A 19,945-nucleotide genomic window follows, 5' to 3' on the forward strand; every position below is an offset into this window, starting at 1 on the left:
AGGAATAAATATCTATAAATGAACAAGATTGTCAAGGTAATATTTTGGGTTTTCTTTTTGGGACTGAATGCATGTATGGAACCAAGGGAAAACCCATCTTTGACAAAATCTGATCCTAAGATCCTTGCTATCGGAAACAGCATTACCTGGCATCCACCGGCCTCTGAAATCGGTTGGAACGGAAATTGGGGCATGGCGGCAAGTTCTGGGGACAAAGATTATTTTTCTGTGTTAGGCTCTTTGGTCAAATCTATAAAGCCGGAGGCTAATCTGAAAAGGGAAAACGTGTATCCTTTTGAAAGAGGCTTTGAATCCTTTGACTTTTCTTATTATGATCATCTCCGAGATTTTAATCCCGACATTCTGATTATCAGATTTGGAGAAAATATCGGAGAATCCGAGGTCACCGGGAATGTACTTGCGGAATCAATCAAATTTTTTTCCGATTACCTGGCAAACGGCAGAAAGATGGAAGTCATTGTCACAACTACTTTTTGGTACAGCGAAAAAGTAAATCAGCAACTTATTTTGGCTGCCCAAACAAACGGCTGGGAACTCGTAAACCTGACAGATCTTGGATCAAAAGAAGAGAATATGGCCATTGGGCTATTTCTCCATGAAGGTGTGGCTAAACATCCTGGTGACTTGGGTATGGAAAGGATAGCAAAGAGGATATTTGAAACTTTGAAAAAGTTAATTTAAAATAAATTCCATTTGCAACAGATCAAATGAGGCAGATGCCTTTTTGAATGGTTTTATCCAAGCGCTTTTGTATATATTCCATTGGATAATCCATCGAATAAAACTAATTTTGGCCGACCTATTAAAATACCCCCCCATGAAAAGAGATCAGGCTATTTTTGACCTAATTACCAAAGAGGAAAACCGTCAAAAAACCGGAATTGAGTTGATTGCCTCCGAAAACTTTACCAGCAAACAGGTAATGGAGGCAGCAGGAAGTGTATTGACCAACAAGTATGCAGAAGGCCTCCCGGGAAAGCGCTACTATGGCGGTTGTGAAGTTGTAGACCAAATCGAGCAACTTGCAATCGATCGGGCAAAAGCACTTTTTGGTGCCACTTGGGCCAATGTGCAGCCACATTCCGGCGCTCAGGCCAATGCAGCTGTTTTCTTGGCTGTCCTTAATCCGGGAGATCCGATTTTAGGTTTTGACCTTTCACATGGAGGTCATTTGACACACGGTTCTCCGGTTAATTTTTCAGGAAAATTATACCAACCGCATTTTTACGGTGTAGAAGAAGAGACAGGAGTAATTGACTACGACAAAGTTGAAGCCAAAGCATTGGAAGTAAAACCAAAACTGTTGATCTGCGGTGCTTCTGCTTACAGCAGGGATTGGGATTATGAAAGGTTGAGAGACATTGCGGACCAAGTTGGGGCATTGTTATTGGCAGACATTTCACATCCTTCGGGCTTGATTGCAAAAGGACTTTTAAATGACCCTCTTGAGTATTGCCATATTGTGACCACTACCACCCACAAAACCCTCCGTGGACCTAGGGGTGGATTGATCTTGATGAGAGATGATTTTGACAATCCTTTTGGACTGAAAACACCAAAAGGTGAATTGAGAAAAATGTCCTCTCTCTTGGATTCAGGCGTATTTCCCGGAACTCAAGGCGGACCGTTGGAACATATCATTGCGGCCAAAGCAATCGCATTTGAAGAAGCACTTTCAGATGAGTATATGGACTATGTCCTGCAAGTCAAAAAGAATGCCGCTGTCATGGCTGAATCATTTGTGGGCTTAGGCTACCAGATTATTTCAGGTGGTACAGACAATCACATGATGCTGATTGACCTCCGGAATAAAGACCTGACGGGTAAACTGGCTGAAGAGACCTTGGGTAAAGTTGACATTACTATCAATAAAAACATGGTTCCTTTCGACACCCGATCGCCATTTGTCACTTCAGGAATGAGAGTGGGAACAGCGGCTGTCACCACCCGTGGGTTGAAAGAAGAGGACATGCGCAAAATCGTATCCCTCATAGACAGGGCATTGACAAACCATAGTGATGAGGCAGAATTGGCCAAAATCAAATCTGAAGTCAACGGTTGGATGGTTCAGTTTCCATTGTATTAATTATTCTAAAAAAGCGTGGCCTTAGATCAGTATAAAGAAGAAGAGGAAGAAGAGGGCATGTCCTTTTTGGATCATTTGGAGCAGTTGAGATGGCACTTGCTGCGGTCTGCGGCTGCCATATTAATATTCACCGTTGCTGCTTTTCTAGCCAAGAGTATTGTATTCGGCGTTGTAATCCTTGGTCCTTCCAAAGTTGATTTCATCACCTACAGGGTACTTTGTCAGATTTCTGATTATTTTAATGTACCTCCTTTGTGTATAGATACACTTCCTTTTACCATCCAAAGCAGGCAGATGACGGGACAGTTTTCCATGCACCTGACCTCAAGTATGGTAGTGGGATTGATCGTCTCATTTCCGTATTTATTTTGGGAAGTGTGGAAATTTATCTCTCCCGGGCTTTATTCCAAAGAAAGACAAGCGGCCCGTGGTGCGGTGTTCTTTGTCAGTTTGTTGTTCTTTTTGGGGACCGCTTTTGGATATTTTATCCTTGCACCGCTTTCTATCAACTTCCTTGCAAACTACCAATTGGATCCAAGCATCCTCAATGAATTTGACATCACGTCTTACATCGGTACCTTGACCATGCTGGTATTGGCTTCTGCCATTATGTTTCAGCTTCCTGTTGTGATTTATTTCCTTTCCATGTCAGGTTTGGTGACAGCAGCGATGTTGAAATCTTACAGAAGACATTCTATCGTGGTCATCCTGATTGTTTCTGCCTTGATCACTCCACCGGACGTAATCAGTCAGGTTTTAATTGCAATGCCGATTTTGGTATTGTATGAAGTGGGGATACAGGTAGCAAAAAGGCTAGAGAAGAAGCGCGCCAAAAAAGAATTGGAAGACAACTTGAAATACAAAGACAATGGATAAGAAAATTGCAGTCGGAGGAGACCATGCGGGTTTTGAATATAAAACCAAATTGATCAATGTGCTTGAAGCTGCCGGGTATGAGGTAAAGGATTACGGTCCGTATACTTCGGCTTCAGCTGACTATCCTGATTTCGTACATCCGCTATGTAATGCCATCGAAGCCGGGGAATTCAAGCAGGGAATCTTAATATGTGGCAGTGGCAACGGTGTTGCAATTACCGCCAACAAACATCAGGGAATCCGGGCAGCACTGTGCTGGAATGAGGACTTGGCAGCTTTGGCAAGACAACATAACGATGCCAATGTATTGGCTTTGCCTGCAAGGTTTATTTCATTTGACCTAGCGTCAAAGCTTTCAGAAATATTTCTGACCACAGAATTTGAAGGGGGCAGACATGCCACTAGGGTGAATAAAATCGCCTGTAAATAGCAAATCCTCCTCATGAAAATGGGGAGGATTTTTTTTGTTCATTGTCCATGGTTGATAGTCCAAAGACGATGGAAATAAAGTGAATTGACCACAGACCACGGTTGACAATCCATTGCCGCTTCAATTGGACTTCAATCTAGGTTTTTCCAAGATTCCTTTAAAACCCACCGAGATACTAAAAATGCCCAAATGCTAGAAAAATGTCCGTAAATCAAAAATCGTACTTCGTAACTCGAACTACCTTCTCAAGCTTTTTTCACAAATTCAGACTTCAAGGCCATGGATCCGAATCCATCTATTTTGCAGTCGATATTGTGGTCACCCTCTACCAATCTAATGTTTTTCACTTTTGTGCCTGCCTTAATTGGATGCGCAGCACCTTTGACGGGAAGGTTTTTGATGATGGTGACAGAATCCCCGTTTGACAATATTGCCCCGTTAGAATCTTTTACTACCAAACCCTCTTCAGCTTCTGCCTCCTCAGCTTCCCATTCAAAAGCACATTCCGGACAGACAAATTTGCCATCCAATTCATAAGTATATTCAGATTTACAGGCTGGGCAAGAGGGTAGGTTTTCCATGGGGTGAATTTAAGGTAAATACTTAAAAATGTATGGTGGGAATCCGAATTCTTAAATAAAATTACTTTTAGTTTTTTTTAAATAGGTTGAAAAAATTTTATCCAATGTCAAAAAAGTTTGCCTTTGTCTAGGAATTTTTGTGGGTAAAAAATTTGAGTAATTATTGGCAAGAAGAATCAAAAATACTTAATAGTCATTTTCATTTTTTACCAGAAATGCATAATTTAAAATCTAAATAACTGAAAGGCAAAGTATTGTATTTTACCTGTCGAATTTTTGGAATCTAAATTATTTTGAAAAATGAGCACAACGGAATTGATCAAATTTGTACAGACTTGGTTAACCGAAAAAGGATATTTCCAAGGCGCAGTAAATGGAAACATGGATCCCTCGACCCTACATGCCATAAGTAAGTTAACTGAAATTCCATCTGACTGGTCAGGGAAGAGAAAACTCATCGGATCTGTCCAACTAATCTGCAAAGAATATGGAGTTGATCCTGGACCTTTGGATGGATATTGGGGACCCGATACAAAACACGGTTATGAGACCGTTATCTTCATTAGAAACAAGGGACAAAAGCCTCCGGTTTGGCGCCCTGAGGAAATCACCCTACCGGTCAGTAGATGGCCCAAGCAGTTTACACAGGAGTTTGACAATTTCTATGGTCCCAAAGGAAGTAGTCTTGTTATAGCCCAAAGTGCCTATCCGCTTAAATTATCCTGGAATCCTAGCCAAATTGTAAATCGGTTTACTTGCCATCAAAAGGTAAAGGCAAGCGTTGAAAAGGTTCTGAAGGATGTCCTGGCCCACTATGGAATCGAAGAAATCAAACGATTGAGGCTGGATTTTTTTGGAGGATGCTATAATGACAGGGCAATGCGTGGAGGGACTAAACCAAGTATGCATAGTTGGGGAATTGCCTTGGATTTCGATCCAAAAAACAATGACCTGCACTGGGGAAGAGACAGGGCTACTTTTGCAAGACCGGAATATGAAGCGTGGTGGCGTATGTGGGAAAATGAAGGATGGACAAGTCTGGGACGTCAGAGAAATTTTGATTGGATGCATGTCCAAGCAGCCGGGATTTGAAGTAATTGAAAGGATGCCTAAGAATTTAAATCAGAAACATTGTCAGTTTTTGTATACTGAATTAATTCACCCTCTGGGGTTAATTTGACTATTGAACTTCCGACGACACTTTGGTTATAGGATTCATACGCAAGGTTTATAGTAATTCTTACAGCTTGGCTACCCTGATGAATGGTATTGTTGAATGAAACATTTATTGTTAATTCCCCATTTTGTTCACTCTCAATTCTATCCAATTTTGCATCCGTTATCCTTAAATTTTTTCCGTTGGATTCAAATTTAAAGGAAATGCCGATTTCAATTTTATCAATAAATCTAAATCTCAGTTCAGATATATGGGAATATGACTCTCCTGAAATTTTGGCCTGAAGTTTATGGTTATCACTTACTTTAAACGAAGTTTTTATCATTTTCTTATTTGTCTTATTGATAGACTTTTCAGCCTTTACCCGATTTCTGTAAAACCAAAATAATCATGAGATGTGATACTTAAGTCACCATCGCCACCTCTCAAACGCAATTGTATTGATCCTGGCTTTTCACTTACAAACCAAGAGTTGGTTTCATTGACATTTATAGTAAATCTGAAAGAAGCACTTCCTGAGGCCAAACTTCTTGGTGTGATATTGACATTTACGCTTCCTCCCCACCCCGGCCAATCGTAAACATCCAAAATTGAAAGTGAAATATTTCCTATGGCACCGGCGTCATCATATAGAAAAGTAATTCCGAATTTTATTCCCATTTTCCTGGAATCACTAGTTCCTCCCCAAACAGCAAACCTATGTGTCGCTTCATAAATCTGGGCGCTGGGATGTGCGGTTTTATGTGCTGCAACATCACTTCCACCGCTCGGCAACAATACTCCCTCAACTTCATCGAATGTATAGGAAACATCACCCGATGCCGCTGATGTCGCATCATTTGCTACTTGATATCCCAATGCACCTGCCGCTATCCACTCTGCGGCACCCATTGCGGCAACCACAGCTGGAAGGGCAAATTGGGTAACATTGTTTTGGCTTTGCGGGGAACTTCTCTTGCGATTATTGGGTAGGGTATGTGGAGATTTAATTCCTCTAACTGCATTTTTACCCAAATCTCCGGCTTGGGATTCTAAATGATTTTGGTCATTTATGGGAGATCCGAATATATTTTTGGTAGGGTTTACCATTCCTTCCCTTTGTTGTTTGACATGGGTAAATTCATGACCAATGAGGTTTTTTCCTTCTTCAGATTCAGGGTTAAAGCGATTTGGAGCAAAATGAATCGTTTCTCCTCTTGTAAAAGCAAGTGCTTGGAATCGACTTGTTTCAACAGAATCTTTAACAATATCAACTTGAGAAAAATCTTCTCCCAATCCTTTTTCTAAATTATTCTGGAGATTTTTGGGAATTACATCTTTGGATTTCCCCTGGCTTCCATTTGGCTTAAAGAAGTTTCCCTGAGAGTTAAAAAAATCATTTTCTTCGCTTTTTTTAGAAAATAACCCTGTAACCTTTCGTGAGTTTGTTGGTTTTTTTGATATCAGTTCTGAATTTTTCATGTCTATCTCAATTAATTCCTGATTACTTTATTTTTTTTGCTTTTCACTTTCCTTCTTTTTCCAGTTCTCTCCTTATTCCTTTTACCATAAGTTCTTTTGTAAGAATGGAATTTTTGGTATCTAAGGATACCAAAGAAATATATTGGATAATATTCAAAATATGGGAGCCTGTGAGCTCAAAACCATCAGCTATATCTTTTAGAATAAGATCCTGACCCATTTGAAGATTTTCAGGGATAGATTTTTTCCACAAAGCCAATCTATCTTCCGCCTTTGGTGCAGGGAAATAAACAATAGAATTGAATCTTCTGATAAAGGCTGTATCAATATTGTTTCTGAAATTAGAAGCCAATATCACCAAGCCGTTATAGCTTTCTATCCTTTGGAGCAGGTAGGAAACCTCCTGGTTGGCATATTTGTCATGGGCATCCCTCACTCCTGTCCGCTTTCCAAAAATCGCATCTGCTTCATCGAAGAAAAGGATCCAATCTTTGTTTTCCGCTTTGTCAAATAAGGCTGAAAGGTTCTTTTCAGTCTCCCCGATATACTTCGAAACGATCATAGACAAGTCAATTCTGAAGACTTCCTTTCCTGTATATTTTGCCAGTAAAGTGGCAGTGATGGTTTTGCCTGTTCCCGGTGGGCCGTAAAACAATGCCCGGTACCCCGGCTTGAGTTTTCTTCCAAGATCCCATTCTGCGTTAAGGGTCTCTTTGTGCTTGAGCCAAATCTGCAATTCCTTTACCTGATGCCATACTTGATCGGGTAACACAAGGTCTTCCCATGTCATTTCCGATTGGAGATGCTCGGCTGGGAAATTGATGCTCAGCGAAGGCAGGGAGATTTTCCCTGTTGTCAAAACTTCCACATATTCGGGATCCATTACCAATTTTCCACCTAACCTAGGTTCTCCTATTTTCACTGGTTCCAAATAAAGAATGCGATGTTTGAAAAGAAGATTGCTCTGGTCTAGTAGAGGTAAGTATTTCAACCTTTCTTGAATATCCAACCCTGCCAGTATGAAAAGAATGGTTTCTCCTGTGGGGACCATACCCCTGTGTTGATCTAGTTTGACTCCACCGAATTCAGGAAAATCCCCACCGTGGGGAAGAAATTTTTGAATGATTTTGTCAAAAAACCCGGGAATAATATGAGGAACCAAAGTCGTTGTCAATAAGAGGAGGTTTTCTTTGGTTAAGTTGTAAAGTCTTGAAAGCTTATATAATGTGCTTTGGTTGTCTAAGCTCAATCTTGTGGAATTAGGATCCTCAATTCTTTTTCCTTCAAAAAAGTTTTCAAGTCTGTTTTTCGTACAGACCTCCAAAAAATCAATAATGGTTCTGATATCTTCCATAGCTTTCTTATTCCCATTCTACAAACATCATGTCCTCCATCCAAGGCAACTTGACGATGCCCATTCCCCAAGGTAGCTTGGCCAGCAGCACATCCACAGTCTTCCTTTCCACTTGAAGTTTCCAGCCTTTTTCAACCCGGCTGATTTTGCCGTTTCGCTGCAGGAAGGTTTCCCTCAATCCGCCAATACTTGTATTTTTCAATACTGACCAATGTCCGATGACTGCCTGAAGCAATTCCTCACTTTCAATTTTGAATTGCTCGCTGATCTCAACTTCCTCCCCTAGAATTTGAGAAACGCCCATTCCGCAAAGGATTTTGTTGAGTGGATAGAAATTTTCAGAAAGGTTGTTCTCACCAAAAACCAAAAACTGAAGTATTCTGGCTGCGAGGTATTGGTCATATTCAGCCACAAACTTTCCGTTTTCTGTCAATTGAAGATTGCTGAAAAGCCCTGTCAAAAAAGGATGCAACAAGACCAATCCGGCATTTTCCACGAATATTTCATCGGAAAATTCTGATTCAATCTCGATTTCTTGTCCCATTTCTTCCTTGTTTGTTATTTTCTCCAATCCTGAAAGGGACGCAGAAAAGTCCATTTCAGCTCCTTCTTCGGCAAGGTTTATTCCATTATGCGTGGCTTCGGTGAGAATCTGAAAATCTAATTCTGTTAAGGAATTTTTTAGCTTTAAAATAATTTCAGGATCAATTTGTAGAATTTTTTTCCACAAAATCATTTTCTTCTTCTGAAATCCTGGATTAGAAACTTCTGTAAAAAGTGCAGTGAATGCACCTAGGAGTTTTCCATCTCTAACTAATTCCTGACCAAAATATTCCGCCAGAGCGGACAGGTTTTCTTGTGAACATTGGTTGATCAGTATTTTTTGAAATTGTCCAGATGAAGAAGGTTCTGGATCGGAAAAGGTAAGTGTCAAAGTTCGAATCAGGATTTTATTTAGAGCCGTATTCCTGCTCCTATTTAGGTATTTGACCAAATCTGATTCATGAGAATTTAATTTCTGAGTCCAGGCTATGATTATTCTGGAGATAAAATCTTCTGAAAATGAACCAAATAGCCGCTGAAAGTAGGCAGGAGATTTAATTAAGATTTTTTTGAGGTTCTCCAAAAATGACATTTCAAGCACCACTGAATCTTCCAATTCCCTTGGACTCGAAAAAGAGCTGTTCCATGGAAAATATCCTTTTTCCAAAAAGTGGATAAATACTTCCTCAGCCTTTTTTTCGACAGGGACAATTTCCTTTTTTCCGAATTGTGGGAGTTTCAAATTTTCCTCTAGTTGGACAAGGATCTTTTGTAAAAACTCCTCTTCCCAATTGGAATAGGATAAGTTTCCACAATCCAGCTCAAGCTTTTCCAAGACAATTGTTTCATTGGGATTTCCATGGCGGTCAAATACCTTCTCTAAAGCCGGTTTGATTTTTTCGTAGAAAAACAATCCAAGACTATCCTGCAAACCCAATCCTTCCTCCAACCCTTCAAAATCAACCTGAAGGGATGCAGTATGTATTTTATGGTTTTGCAGCACTGACATTCAATTTCTATTTAGAGGATCCCACTGATTTTTTTGAGTTGGTTGAGGTATTTCGGTTTGGTGTTTACCTCGCCATTTTCCTCTGTCTGTACAATAGCCACGCCCGTGTCGTTGGCAATCCTGAGTACAAGCTGGGACTCAAGCCTTCCGAATTCTCCGCTCGACCTCATATCGGCCCAAATAACCGTGTGTTCTTCGATGACTTTGAAAATATTTTCCATTGGTATTTTAGCCTCATCAAAATCCTCTTTTTGGATGCACACTATATATTGTGCCAACAGATTCAATATCCTATAGAGCTCAAACCCAAAACTTCTGAATTCTTTTATCTCTAAAATTAAATTTTGAAGCCCCTGAAGCCATTCAACAAATTGGGACAACAATCCTGTGCTGACAAATTCACTTACAAAAAAATCGATTTGTTTATCAGCAGTCTCATTTGCGATGACCCTCATGGCCTTAAAGAATTCCTGTATTTGGCCATAGGAGTCATACATTTCTTTAAACCTATTGAACAGATCGTTGGAACCTGTACTGTCAAATCTTACAAATGCATTAATAATGTCACTAAGTGGACCACAGGTTTTGGTTCTGACATCATCTTCTCCGGTTCTCGCATCTACTTTGACATTGACCGAATCGGTACTGCTGTTTCCACTTGGATCAGTGACTTTCAGTCCAAATTTGTATTCTCCAACCAATAAACCGGTCACAGTGGTCTGGACTTTGTCAGGGCTCGTAATGGTAGGTGTCATGGTTCCTCCGTCAAATGTCCAGTTGAATGAAAGTGTTTCGCCCTCAGGATCAGAAGAATTACTCCCATCCAAAGTTACCGTACCCGGAGTATTTGGGTTCCTGATGACAAGGGACTGGTCCGGACCGGCGTTTGCGATTGGGGCATTATTCTCAGGAATCGTTACCATAATGGTAACTGAATCTTGAGCAGAGGCACCTCTGTCGTCTGTTACTTTAAGACCAAATTTGTATTCTCCTTGCAGCAATCCTGTAACTGTGGTTTTTGCCTTATCAGGACTTGTGATAGTTGGTGTCATTGTCCCACCTTCAAATGTCCAACTGAAGATAAGCGGGCCTCCTTCGGGATCAGAAGAATTACTTGCATCCAAAGTTACCGTCCCCGGAGTATTGGGGTTCGCAATTCTTATGGATTGGTCATCACCCGCATCAGCAATTGGTGGTTTATTATCAGGTTCTTTTTCCTCAGGAATTACATAAGCGATCGGTGGACACTCACTGCAGCAGAGGTATGGAAGGTAGAAATCAGCTATTACAGTTCCCTTCGCGATCGGAGTAGCCTGGTCTCGAATCTCTTTGTCTCTGATATTGAGCGCATCAAGAACGCTTTTGGCAGCGTCTCCAAGATTCATTTTTTTGATCAGGTCAGAAGCAAATTCAAATTCTGTGCGCTTGGAGGCAATCGCAAGTTCTTGTACATCCTTGCCAATGTTTGTTGAAATACTGGCTTTTTGAGGTTCAGCTTTTACTGCCAAAGTCTCTTTAGCCAACACATTTGTCAAGGTATTTCTTGTAAATAAATCAAGGTTTAAGTTTGGATTTGCCAATTCAGGCAAAGTCAAAACCCTTTCTACTTCACCGTTGTAGACTAAAATGAATGTACCCCCTTTGGTTACCCCGGCCTTATGTTCTAATCCGGGATGCTTTTTGAAATACTCATTAAAATTGATGGCTGCGTGGTATTGCTCCAGTCTTTTGACGTATTCTTCTTTGAGGGCAAAGAGTTTTTCATTGGCACATTTGAAAAGCAGTTCATTGTTGCCTTCAGAGAAGTAACTTTTGATTTCTTCATTTTCTGAGTTTGCGGCTTCTTTGATCAGGCTGGCAACGGTCTTGGAATAGGGAGTCCATAACTTATTGTAAGCATCTTCATCAAACTTGTCAAGGTCAAATGAAAGCAGGTACTTCACTATTTCAGCCAATTGTTGAAGGAAAATCAATAACAAGTCCGGTTGCTTGATGATGTATTCGAAAAATGCTTTTTGGTCAACAATGAAATTGGACACATCCTTAGCAACAAAATCGGCCAGTTTCTCGCCTTCCTCCACATCACGCAAAGCTAGGTTTTTGATGATGTCGGCATTGGAAATACTGATGGCTTGGTTTTTAGAGATGTCCGATTTGATGATTTTTTGCATATCCACCAGATTTTTGGAGATATAAAAATCCCTTTTCAAGGTCAATCCACCCAGATTTTTGTTTGGTTCGATGGTTCTTTTAGGTCGGAGATTTCCGACATATGCCATGATTTGTTGCAATTGACAGACGATGCCGGTGATCATCACCCGGTAGTCAGATTCAAGGTCTTGGACATGGCAGCGGATTTCTTTGCCGTTCAGAATTGCCGAAAGGTCCATGGCATTAAGTGCCAAAACATCAAAAGGAAGATTGAATCTTTGTTTTTGTCTTATGATTTCAGTCAGGGCAGTACGGTAGTTTTTGCTTATATGCCCCTCGATTCTGAAGGCATTGTACCTTTCGATGTCATACAAAAGCGGATTCTTGACAGGTTCGGGAGCATCGCTTTGGATGGCGGCCCGGTAACCGAGGTTGTACCTTTGGTTACCACTGTAGCTTCTGCTGAAGTACCAGACAGGATTGACTGCCTTCCAGTCATAGTAATATGGAATGGCTCTGTAGCTGATAAAGTCATTTCCCAAAGAGGTTGGGGTAATGGCGATTGCCTCGGAACTTTGGAGTTTGTCTCCCATAAATCCTTTGACCATCGCTACCATTCTTTCCAAAAGCAAAGTTGCCTCTTCGGCATTTTTTCCCTGCCCATTCAAAATCGGCGATGATTCGAAATATTGTCTATGGGCATTCCTTTTTCCCAAAAGGGTATTTTCATTTGCCAATCCCAAGGTCAGGTGCATGGGGAAATCCATTTCTTCGGGGCAACATTCCCCAAAAACCTCTCTCACTTTAGCCCTGAATTCAATATAAGCCTTGAGCAGATCGTCCACAAAATCGTAGAAATACTGCACAAAAATCCTTTGGCCTGTTTTGCCGGACAGCTTCTTTTTGACTGTGATGAGGTTTAGGCCTTTGAGGGGATTTTCAGCAGGAAGTCCAAGAGGTACTGCAAACCTGTCCCAACTTCGAATCAGATTTTCGGAAAGCTTGGTCAGCGTATTGTCGTCTGTGATTGCCAAAAAACCATTCAGAATATCTTCAGCTGTTTTTAAATCTGCCACAGGCACATTGTAGCGCTTCAAAAGTATTGAGTTGAATGAAATGGTTTTGCCTGAATCAAAAAGTGTTTTTTTAACCAAGAGAACCCTCAAGGTAAAATCCATCCTGCTTCCTTTGTCATTGCAATCCTGCGTGTCACAGTTTTTGAGATCTACCTGTTCGGCTTCAAGAAATAAGACAATGGCATAATCCTGCTTATTGATTGTACTTATGGATTTTTTGCCTTCGGTTTCTTTATCTGTGTCAGGGATAAGTTGGAGGATATCTTTGGCTCCATAATAAGGGACATTTTCCCTGTTTTCCTCACTACATTGGGTCAAAAAATACAGGTCATTGGGAAGAACCGGCGGCAAATAGGAGATAAAATGTGTGTAATTCGTATCACACAGCTGAATCAAAAATCCCTGCGAAGTCAGTCCGCAGCCTTTGCTGATTCGGATGGCTGTATTCGAGGAGTTGATTTCCAATCCGCAGACGATACCTCGGCCTACGAGTTTGATACGCGTCAGCCTTTCCTGCTGCTCCAGGTAGTTCAACAAGTTGTTCAGGTGTCCATTGGACAGCACCTGATCAGCTTCAAAAACGGGGTAAGATTGTAAAGGCTGCATGATTATAATTTTTGAGTTCCTAATATTGTTTTGCCCAGCATGACCGGGTTCTTGTCGGCGTCACTTTCCTCACAGTCGTGAAGTGTTGCCTTTGGATAAACAGAGTTGAGTTTTGCCAATATTTCCAGCATCCTGTCATTGGCCTCCTGATACGTTGCATGGTTTTTTCCCGTAGCCTTGAATAGGGCGAGTTCATGGATCCATGTCTGATAGCGCGATTCAAATTCCCGGAGTTTTTCATTGCTGACCCAACAGATTTTCAATTGAACATGGGCCGGGGCTTCCTCACGGATTTTCTTTTCGAAGTACTGACGAAAGGCCATATCGTCGAAATGCTTTGGCCAATGCGGTAATACGACCGAAGCCCTGAAGGAATAAAAATCCTCCTCGCATGGGCAGTCGCAGTCATGCAGACAGACTTCCATCAGATTAAAATTCTTGCTTTTCGGTCTCAAAAGCAGGTGTTCAATCAGGTGAAGCCCTTCTGGCTCATTGCAATCCTGGGTCAGTTCTTCAATGATTTCCTGAATGGCTTCCTGAGCAGCTTCCTCGGTTGCAAAGGTTTTTTCACTTTCCAGAATGATGATGTTCTGCTTTTTGAGCTTAATTTTTTTGGTTGTGTAATGGTAATTTTCGGGATTTGTTCCCAATTCCATCACTTCTGCCAATACCGCTTCAGCTGTTGCTTTGTCTTCAAACTGTTTTGAAACCAGTCTGACTCCGTTTCTGGAAGTCAGTGAAAAAGAATGCATACAGTGGATTGTTTCTCCGACTTCTTTTTCTTCGCAAAGGATCTCAACATTTTTGATACAGTACAAAAACCGTCTTGTAAAATCCCTGATTCCGGTCAGGTAGCTGATTCTTTTTTCCAAGCCGGACACATTATCTGTATCCCAAAGTTTGGTTTCATCAAGGTTGAAACCTTCATCCTGCGGAAAGTAATTGAAAGCCAAAGAGCGTGAATAGCTTATTTCGGGATAGGCTTTTAAAGTCCGGATTTTGAGGTCAACGGTTTCTCGGGACCCGATTTTTTCAAGACTGATATTCTCAAGGTTGATCCGGTACATGAGTAAGGCATAGTCGTTAAAAGACTCTGCAAACCTTGCCAAAAGATGGTCAAGAAACTTGTTCCTTCTTTCAAAAAACAGGTTTTGATTTTCGTAAAGTCTTTTCCATAAAGCCTGACTCTCAGGATTGAGTGGATCGTTGACTATGGCTTTTTCCAAATCTGTATGAAGGATTCCGTCGATTTCCCTGATGCTTCCAAGGTATTGGGCAAAATAGGTTTGCCTGATTTCATCTGTCGAAAATAGGCTCTTGGCATTGGAGAGCTGTGCATTGAAGTCGGCCAATAGCTGCTCAAAAAACATGAGATAGCCTTTCAATTGCTGTTGTTGTGCTATTCGGAGGTCATCAGCATGTGGCGGAAGACCAAACTCTCCTACACCATAGACCATCGGCAAGTCGTATTGGACAGGCCAATGACTCATGGTGTCGCGTTTATTTCCTTTTGGTACAGGAAGATCTGCAAAGGTAGGTACCAACTTCCCGATTGAATTTTGGGCATGGAGCAACTGAATGGTATCCCTGACTTCCTCGTAACGGGAAAGAAATGGGAAGCCATCTTTGAAAAAAAGGATTTTTGAAAAACTGGTGCTCATTACGGGTTTGTGCAAGGGGGCAATAGGCAAGCACCAAGAAATGCCTTTTTGGCCGGGAACAGGTTTTCCGTCTTTGTCATATTTGGTCATGAGAAAATTACGGATTCCCTTTACACCTTGAATATCCATCAATAAGTTGATGATATCTGAGGCGTAAATCACGGATCTCAGCTGCGCGTTTTCTATTTCTTTGGTATCGATAAAGCCATGTGCCAGTCTAGGTCCCTCAAAAATCTCCTCGGTCGGAACTCCTTTTTCCATCAGGTCTTTCAGCGTATAAAAAGAAACGGGAGGATTGAGGTAATGCTCAATGGTAAAATATATCTCTGCCTGAACCCGCTCGATATCAGTGTCTGCACTTACATCCACATCAAAGCAAAATGCAACTTCCTCAGAATCGATCGGCTCAACAAGGATAAAATCCTCGCACAGATTCCTGTTTTCATGAAGGATCTTGATTGCATTTTTTAGAATGCCCTCAGCTTTGGAGATTTTTTCCAGATATGTGTCAAAAATCAATTGTCCATACGCAGTATCTTGGAGCATAAAAGCGACATGGCTGTCAAGAATTTTTCCTTTGGAAGGGTTTTTTGGGATGCTTACCCTGAATGGGATTTCGATGATTTCCCCGTCAGGCAATTCAATTTTGAAGTTGTATACCCAATTTTTGGAAGGGTTTTTTTCTATGGAAAAATTGGAAGGGTTTTCAGTCAGCACTTTTTTATTGACTACCTTGATACTTGGAAGCTCGAATTTGACTTGAAACTCCCCTGCTTCGATATCTACCATAGGAGAAAGAGGGAAAGCAATGTTTTCCAGTTCAATATCCCCGGTATTGAGATCACCGAGTTCCTGATCGATGGACAGATCCAAAAGGACGGTGTAAAGGCCTTTTATTACCAGCTCCTTATCTGTTTTTTTATATTGCAGTTTGTCTTCCTCACAGTTGAGATAAATCGGGACTTCCTGTTTTCCGTCAGTAAAAAGCCAGGCGTTGTTGATTCCCTGAATGTCGACTAAGAGTTTTCTGTAATCCGTGATAGTCAAAGGAGCAGATGTCAAAATCTGCCTTGCTGTGAAAAAAATCTGCCCGCTAGCCTGAGTCAAAAGGTCTTTGATATCAAAGTTGGTCCGGTAACCCAATTCTGTGATGGCATAGCAAAGCGCTTCCAACATGGTAATTCCCGGATCGTGGCTATTGTAATCCGTCCAGAGATTGCTCGAAAGCTGTTCGATATGAGCCAATCCTTCCTGACGCAACCGCTCATAGTCCATAGAATGGGCCAGTGTGGGATTTTTTGGTATGGTCGGAGAGGTTTTCATCAGCAGTCGCAGGTTTGGATTACTTGGATGATATGACGGGGAGCACTTGTATTGGATTCTTCATAATGTGAAACCAATACCGATCTGGAACTTGAGGCAATGATCTCTTCCAAGTCAAATATTTTCTTGGAGACTTTTCCTTCTTCGTTTCTGATGATGTGGTGGATTTTGAAGCAACTCAAAAAATCCACATAAGGTCTTTCCTCCACAAAATTGATTAGCGTTGATTTGTTGATTTTTCCTCCAAATGTGATTTTTTGGCTATTGTCCCAAGCCCAAGGACAGAGGAATTGCTCGATTTCTATATCCAAGAGATTCCTGTAAAACACCTCATCCATAAAGTCATGAAACCTGACCTCAAACTCCAGTTGGACCTCCTCAAATAGTGGGTTGACGATATGTAGTTGGGCAAAAGGATTTTTTAATTTTTCCAGAAAAATGGAAGTGTCAATCAGTGTGGCTATGGGAGTATATGGTCTGAGTGGATTGGAGTTTGAATTGTTTTTGAGGTCGGGAATGCAGATGACAGTCACATGGCCCGGAAAATTTTCACAGAAAACATTCTGTCCGTTCTTTTCATAAAATCCGGTATGGTTAAGGCACTTGACCTGATACATTGAAGGAAATTCCTGCAAAATAAGGTGTTCATAATCCCAGATGCTGACCGCCCTTTGCTTGTGTCTAAGTCTCTCACTGATCCTTTGGTAATAATCAGGATCACTTTCTCTTACCCGTCCTCCGGTCGAATCTGAAGGTTGGGTTATGGATTTGATAGCACTATCCGAAAGCTTGAGTTTGCAGACTGTACCAGTGGGAAGTGTACTTCGGAATTCGATTCCTTCAGATTCTGATTGGACCAATTCAGCCAAAGCTCCTTGGGCTTTGATATCAATGATTTTGCAAACGGCGTCGGTGTTGCCTGCGACCGATGCCTTTATCCAAATAAGACCGGAAGTCAAGGCAGTATGTGCCAATCCTGCTTCTTTTGGAATATTCAAAGTCAGGATTCCTGTTCTTGTGAGGTTGATTGTCCCGTCGATGACTTGATTGTCCTCAAAATCGGTCCATTGGTTTTTTTCAATTAAGAAGGACCAAGTGACAGGTTCCTGATTTTTCAGTGGGTTGGAACTGCCATCAGCAAGAAGAAAAAGCAAATTGATAGAAACGGGAGTAACAGCTTTCGCTATTCCTATCAAAAGCTCCCCTTCTTGGCTGAACCGGGGGACAAGCGACATTTCTCCGGGTATAGGCATGTAATACCCAAATGGAGACAGGTTAAAAAATGCATGTTTTGGATTTGGATTGCCTGCGATCGGGATATTTTCGGAGGCAGTATAATCAATGGAAAATGATTCGGAAATTATTTCTTTTGGAACAGGTACAGAATTGCCGGATACTTTGAGCAAACCTGAAATCTCAGCTACCTTTTGAAGGTTGGCAGTCAGATTTTGATCGAATGCCAGGTTTTCAATTTCCAAAGCTTTTGCCTCGATTGCTTTGCTTTCCACTCTAACAGCTTCAACAGGCTGAAAACTTCCCTGCTGTGAATTGATTACAATATTGTCCAAGGCTTTATTAACCTCTGCCATGTGGGAAGACAAAGAATAAGAAGAAGAATTCAATCTGATTCTGAGGAAGCCTTCATATGACTTTGCCTGAAGGAATTCATTGCTTCCAAAGCCAAGAGAAGCTTGTTTGAGAAGATTGCCCGCGGTGCTTTTTTGAACCAAATAGCCATCCCCATCCTTGGGAAATGGATAGGATTCCCAATCGTTTCCATGGATGTATTCACAGTATATTGGTACCGAAATGGGAAGGTTGATTTTGAGGTAATCCAGTTTTTTCTGGAATATTTCTTTGGAACCTATATAAAAACTGGCATTTAGTTTTGGAAAATCACCAAAAGGTTTGAAGGGTTTGGATGCATCTACCGACCCGCCATCACTGCTGAGTGCAAGGTCTTTTGCTCCGACCACATTGACGGAGAGATTGATGGAATTAATTGTATTATCCATCAGGTCTTCATACCAAATGTTGCTTGCACTTTGGTCGAGACGGGCCATCATAAGCGGCAATGCGGTATTGAAGTTTTTCTTGTGGGTTTTTTCGGAATAGGGGAAAATCGGTGGTTCTTCTACCCCAAGGGAAAATTTTAAAGTCAACAAATTTTGATTATCCGAAAATGAAGCGTCAACGTCTTTTGAAACCCAGTCCTTTTCTCCGGTCAGGGAAATATTGAAAGGAATGGATTTTGAATTCCCAAACAATCCAAGTTTGGAAAAGGAAGTCTTGGCCTTCAGCGGTTTTGCAAAAGTCACTGATAAAGTGATGCTCCTTTCTCCTTCTTTGAGGAAAAGTAGATTGGAAGCTATCGCAAATCCAGCCTCTTGGGTTGGGATCATTTTCCTATCACCGAATGCAAACCAGCTTTTGTCATCCCCTTCAAATTTTCCGCCGATTCCGTCGGAACTATTCAGCACAGGGTAAGCCAACAGGTTTTTGTTGTGGACCTGAAACGCCTTGATTTCCTTGACCTCAGCCTGATTGAATACCACATCTTCGGTCAGACTGTAGTGCATTTCCTTTCCGTTAGGGTCTTTTCCTCCTTTGAAAAGCGTTCCTTTTGTCAACAAATGCTGAGAGATGTGTTTTTGGAGATTGACGGTCAGATGGACTTGATCAGGAATCGGATTTTGGTTTTTAAGCCGAAGGACATCTTTGTAATAAAAATCAAGATGCCTGACACCAAAATCGTTGAGGCTGTTTTGGGCCGCATTGAATAATTTTAAGAATGTCAAAAAAAGTCCATAATGCGGTTCATGGCCGGAATAGTCAGTTAATGATTTTGTGAAAAGATCTTTGGCTTTTTGGAGTATAGCTGAAATTCCGCTTAGCAGCAAGGAAATCTGATTGTTGAAAATATTATGGTTGATGACATGACTGATTTTTTCGTTTACAGCTGTTCCGGGAATGGTAATTTTCAACCTTTCAGCTGTGGGTGAAAAATAAGTCAGGGACAAGGGTTGGTTTGAATCAATTGTATTTACGGGCGAGTTAGGATCAGTTTGGTTGGAGCCCGAAAAAAGCCCGAGGTTGTCAGTCCTGAAATTTGAAAGTTTTGAAAATGGCGCATTGAGTTTGGTCTCGATGACAGATTTAATGGTCTGTTGGTAATCTGTCTCCTCCTTTAAAAATCGGCATTGTTCATCTATAGTTTTGACTAAAGAAAAAAGTAAATCATAAAAAAATTTGAATTGTAAACTTGCTTCCGCTTCATCAGAGGAAGCAATTCCAAGTTTGATTCTTTTGTAAATCAGCTTGTTGTAATCGGACACTTTGAGCATGTCAAGAGAAAGCAAAACTGCCAAAACCACAGAAATATCCACTTTCATCAAAGGCTCCCAAGTGCCTGCATCTGTATTGTCAAGGGCTTTGAACTTGAGGTATGTTGCATAATTTTTTGCCCAAAGGATCAAATCTTCCATAGACCTTTCGTCCACCTTGGCAAAGTTGGGAGAGAGTGCTTCCAGTTTTCTTGTCAACCGGTCCACTCCTTCTCTGGTCAATGGGTTTTTGTCGTTGCAGGCCAT

General features: G+C 41.2%; 13 protein-coding genes. 5 read left to right on the forward strand and 8 right to left on the reverse strand.

The features are described from left to right. The first annotated feature begins 18 nt into the window (after positions 1–18). The 4 genes from NK987_RS14300 (at position 19) to rpiB (ending at position 3,413) form a co-directional block, all read left to right on the forward strand. Positions 19–702 (forward strand): SGNH/GDSL hydrolase family protein, encoded by a 684-nt coding sequence (locus tag NK987_RS14300; protein WP_259264403.1) that lies wholly within the window; start codon positions 19–21, stop codon positions 700–702. Between the two features lie 136 nt (positions 703–838). Continuing rightward, positions 839–2,107: a serine hydroxymethyltransferase gene (gene glyA, locus NK987_RS14305; RefSeq protein ID WP_258422450.1), complete on the forward strand. Its 1,269-nt coding sequence runs from the start codon at positions 839–841 to the stop codon at positions 2,105–2,107. Between the two features lie 15 nt (positions 2,108–2,122). After that, the gene (gene tatC / locus NK987_RS14310; RefSeq protein ID WP_258422451.1) at positions 2,123–2,983 is read left to right on the forward strand and encodes a twin-arginine translocase subunit TatC; all 861 of its coding nucleotides are present in this window, start codon (positions 2,123–2,125) and stop codon (positions 2,981–2,983) included. Next, positions 2,976–3,413 (forward strand): ribose 5-phosphate isomerase B, encoded by a 438-nt coding sequence (rpiB, locus tag NK987_RS14315; protein ID WP_258422452.1) that lies wholly within the window; start codon positions 2,976–2,978, stop codon positions 3,411–3,413. The genes tatC and rpiB overlap by 8 nt, the downstream gene beginning before the upstream one ends. Positions 3,414–3,658: 245 nt before the next feature. On the opposite strand, the gene NK987_RS14320 is transcribed toward rpiB, so the two are convergent. Beyond that, complete coding sequence (locus NK987_RS14320; protein WP_258422453.1) at positions 3,659–3,994, reverse strand: zinc ribbon domain-containing protein YjdM; 336 nt, start codon at positions 3,992–3,994, stop codon at positions 3,659–3,661. 300 nt (positions 3,995–4,294) lie between these two features. On the opposite strand from NK987_RS14320, the gene NK987_RS14325 reads away from it, so the two are divergent. Beyond that, positions 4,295–5,086, forward strand: coding sequence for a M15 family metallopeptidase (locus tag NK987_RS14325; protein ID WP_259264404.1), 792 nt, complete (start codon positions 4,295–4,297; stop codon positions 5,084–5,086). 17 nt (positions 5,087–5,103) lie between these two features. On the opposite strand, the gene NK987_RS14330 is transcribed toward NK987_RS14325, so the two are convergent. Genes NK987_RS14330 through NK987_RS14360 form a run of 7 tightly spaced genes read right to left on the reverse strand, consistent with a single transcriptional unit; the run spans position 5,104 to position 19,945 of the window. Then, positions 5,104–5,496 (reverse strand): hypothetical protein, encoded by a 393-nt coding sequence (locus NK987_RS14330; protein ID WP_259264405.1) that lies wholly within the window; start codon positions 5,494–5,496, stop codon positions 5,104–5,106. Positions 5,497–5,531: 35 nt separating this feature from the next. Then, a complete protein-coding gene (locus tag NK987_RS14335; RefSeq protein WP_259264406.1) occupies positions 5,532–6,632 on the reverse strand; it encodes an eCIS core domain-containing protein in 1,101 nt (366 codons plus the stop codon). Positions 6,633–6,675: 43 nt separating this feature from the next. Beyond that, positions 6,676–7,986: an ATP-binding protein gene (locus tag NK987_RS14340; protein ID WP_259264407.1), complete on the reverse strand. Its 1,311-nt coding sequence runs from the start codon at positions 7,984–7,986 to the stop codon at positions 6,676–6,678. Positions 7,987–7,993: 7 nt separating this feature from the next. Continuing rightward, the gene (locus NK987_RS14345) at positions 7,994–9,538 is read right to left on the reverse strand and encodes a contractile injection system tape measure protein (protein ID WP_259264408.1); all 1,545 of its coding nucleotides are present in this window, start codon (positions 9,536–9,538) and stop codon (positions 7,994–7,996) included. A gap of 11 nt (positions 9,539–9,549) precedes the next feature. Then, complete coding sequence (locus NK987_RS14350; RefSeq protein WP_259264409.1) at positions 9,550–13,371, reverse strand: PKD domain-containing protein; 3,822 nt, start codon at positions 13,369–13,371, stop codon at positions 9,550–9,552. Positions 13,372–13,373: 2 nt separating this feature from the next. Beyond that, positions 13,374–16,355, reverse strand: coding sequence for a hypothetical protein (locus NK987_RS14355; RefSeq protein ID WP_259264410.1), 2,982 nt, complete (start codon positions 16,353–16,355; stop codon positions 13,374–13,376). Then, entirely contained in the window at positions 16,355–19,945 is a 3,591-nt protein-coding gene (locus NK987_RS14360; RefSeq protein ID WP_259264411.1) for a hypothetical protein, read from the reverse strand. Before NK987_RS14360 ends, NK987_RS14355 begins: the two co-directional genes overlap by 1 nt.

This window comes from Aquiflexum gelatinilyticum (genome assembly GCF_024813435.1).
In the GTDB taxonomy this organism is placed as follows: Bacteria; Bacteroidota; Bacteroidia; order Cytophagales; family Cyclobacteriaceae; genus Cognataquiflexum; species Cognataquiflexum gelatinilyticum.

Bases quoted from the DNA above. Each gene is read 5' to 3' on its own strand.
- NK987_RS14325 (WP_259264404.1), top strand. From the start codon at position 4,295: ATGAGCACAACGGAATTGATCAAATTTGTACAGACTTGGTTAACCGAA.
- NK987_RS14345 (WP_259264408.1), bottom strand. From the start codon at position 9,538: ATGTCAGTGCTGCAAAACCATAAAATACATACTGCATCCCTTCAGGTT.
- NK987_RS14335 (WP_259264406.1), bottom strand. From the start codon at position 6,632: ATGAAAAATTCAGAACTGATATCAAAAAAACCAACAAACTCACGAAAG.
- NK987_RS14360 (WP_259264411.1), bottom strand. From the start codon at position 19,945: ATGGCCTGCAACGACAAAAACCCATTGACCAGAGAAGGAGTGGACCGG.
- NK987_RS14330 (WP_259264405.1), bottom strand. From the start codon at position 5,496: ATGATAAAAACTTCGTTTAAAGTAAGTGATAACCATAAACTTCAGGCC.
- NK987_RS14300 (WP_259264403.1), top strand. From the start codon at position 19: ATGAACAAGATTGTCAAGGTAATATTTTGGGTTTTCTTTTTGGGACTG.
- NK987_RS14355 (WP_259264410.1), bottom strand. From the start codon at position 16,355: ATGAAAACCTCTCCGACCATACCAAAAAATCCCACACTGGCCCATTCT.
- rpiB (WP_258422452.1), top strand. From the start codon at position 2,976: ATGGATAAGAAAATTGCAGTCGGAGGAGACCATGCGGGTTTTGAATAT.
- NK987_RS14340 (WP_259264407.1), bottom strand. From the start codon at position 7,986: ATGGAAGATATCAGAACCATTATTGATTTTTTGGAGGTCTGTACGAAA.
- NK987_RS14320 (WP_258422453.1), bottom strand. From the start codon at position 3,994: ATGGAAAACCTACCCTCTTGCCCAGCCTGTAAATCTGAATATACTTAT.
- glyA (WP_258422450.1), top strand. From the start codon at position 839: ATGAAAAGAGATCAGGCTATTTTTGACCTAATTACCAAAGAGGAAAAC.
- NK987_RS14350 (WP_259264409.1), bottom strand. From the start codon at position 13,371: ATGCAGCCTTTACAATCTTACCCCGTTTTTGAAGCTGATCAGGTGCTG.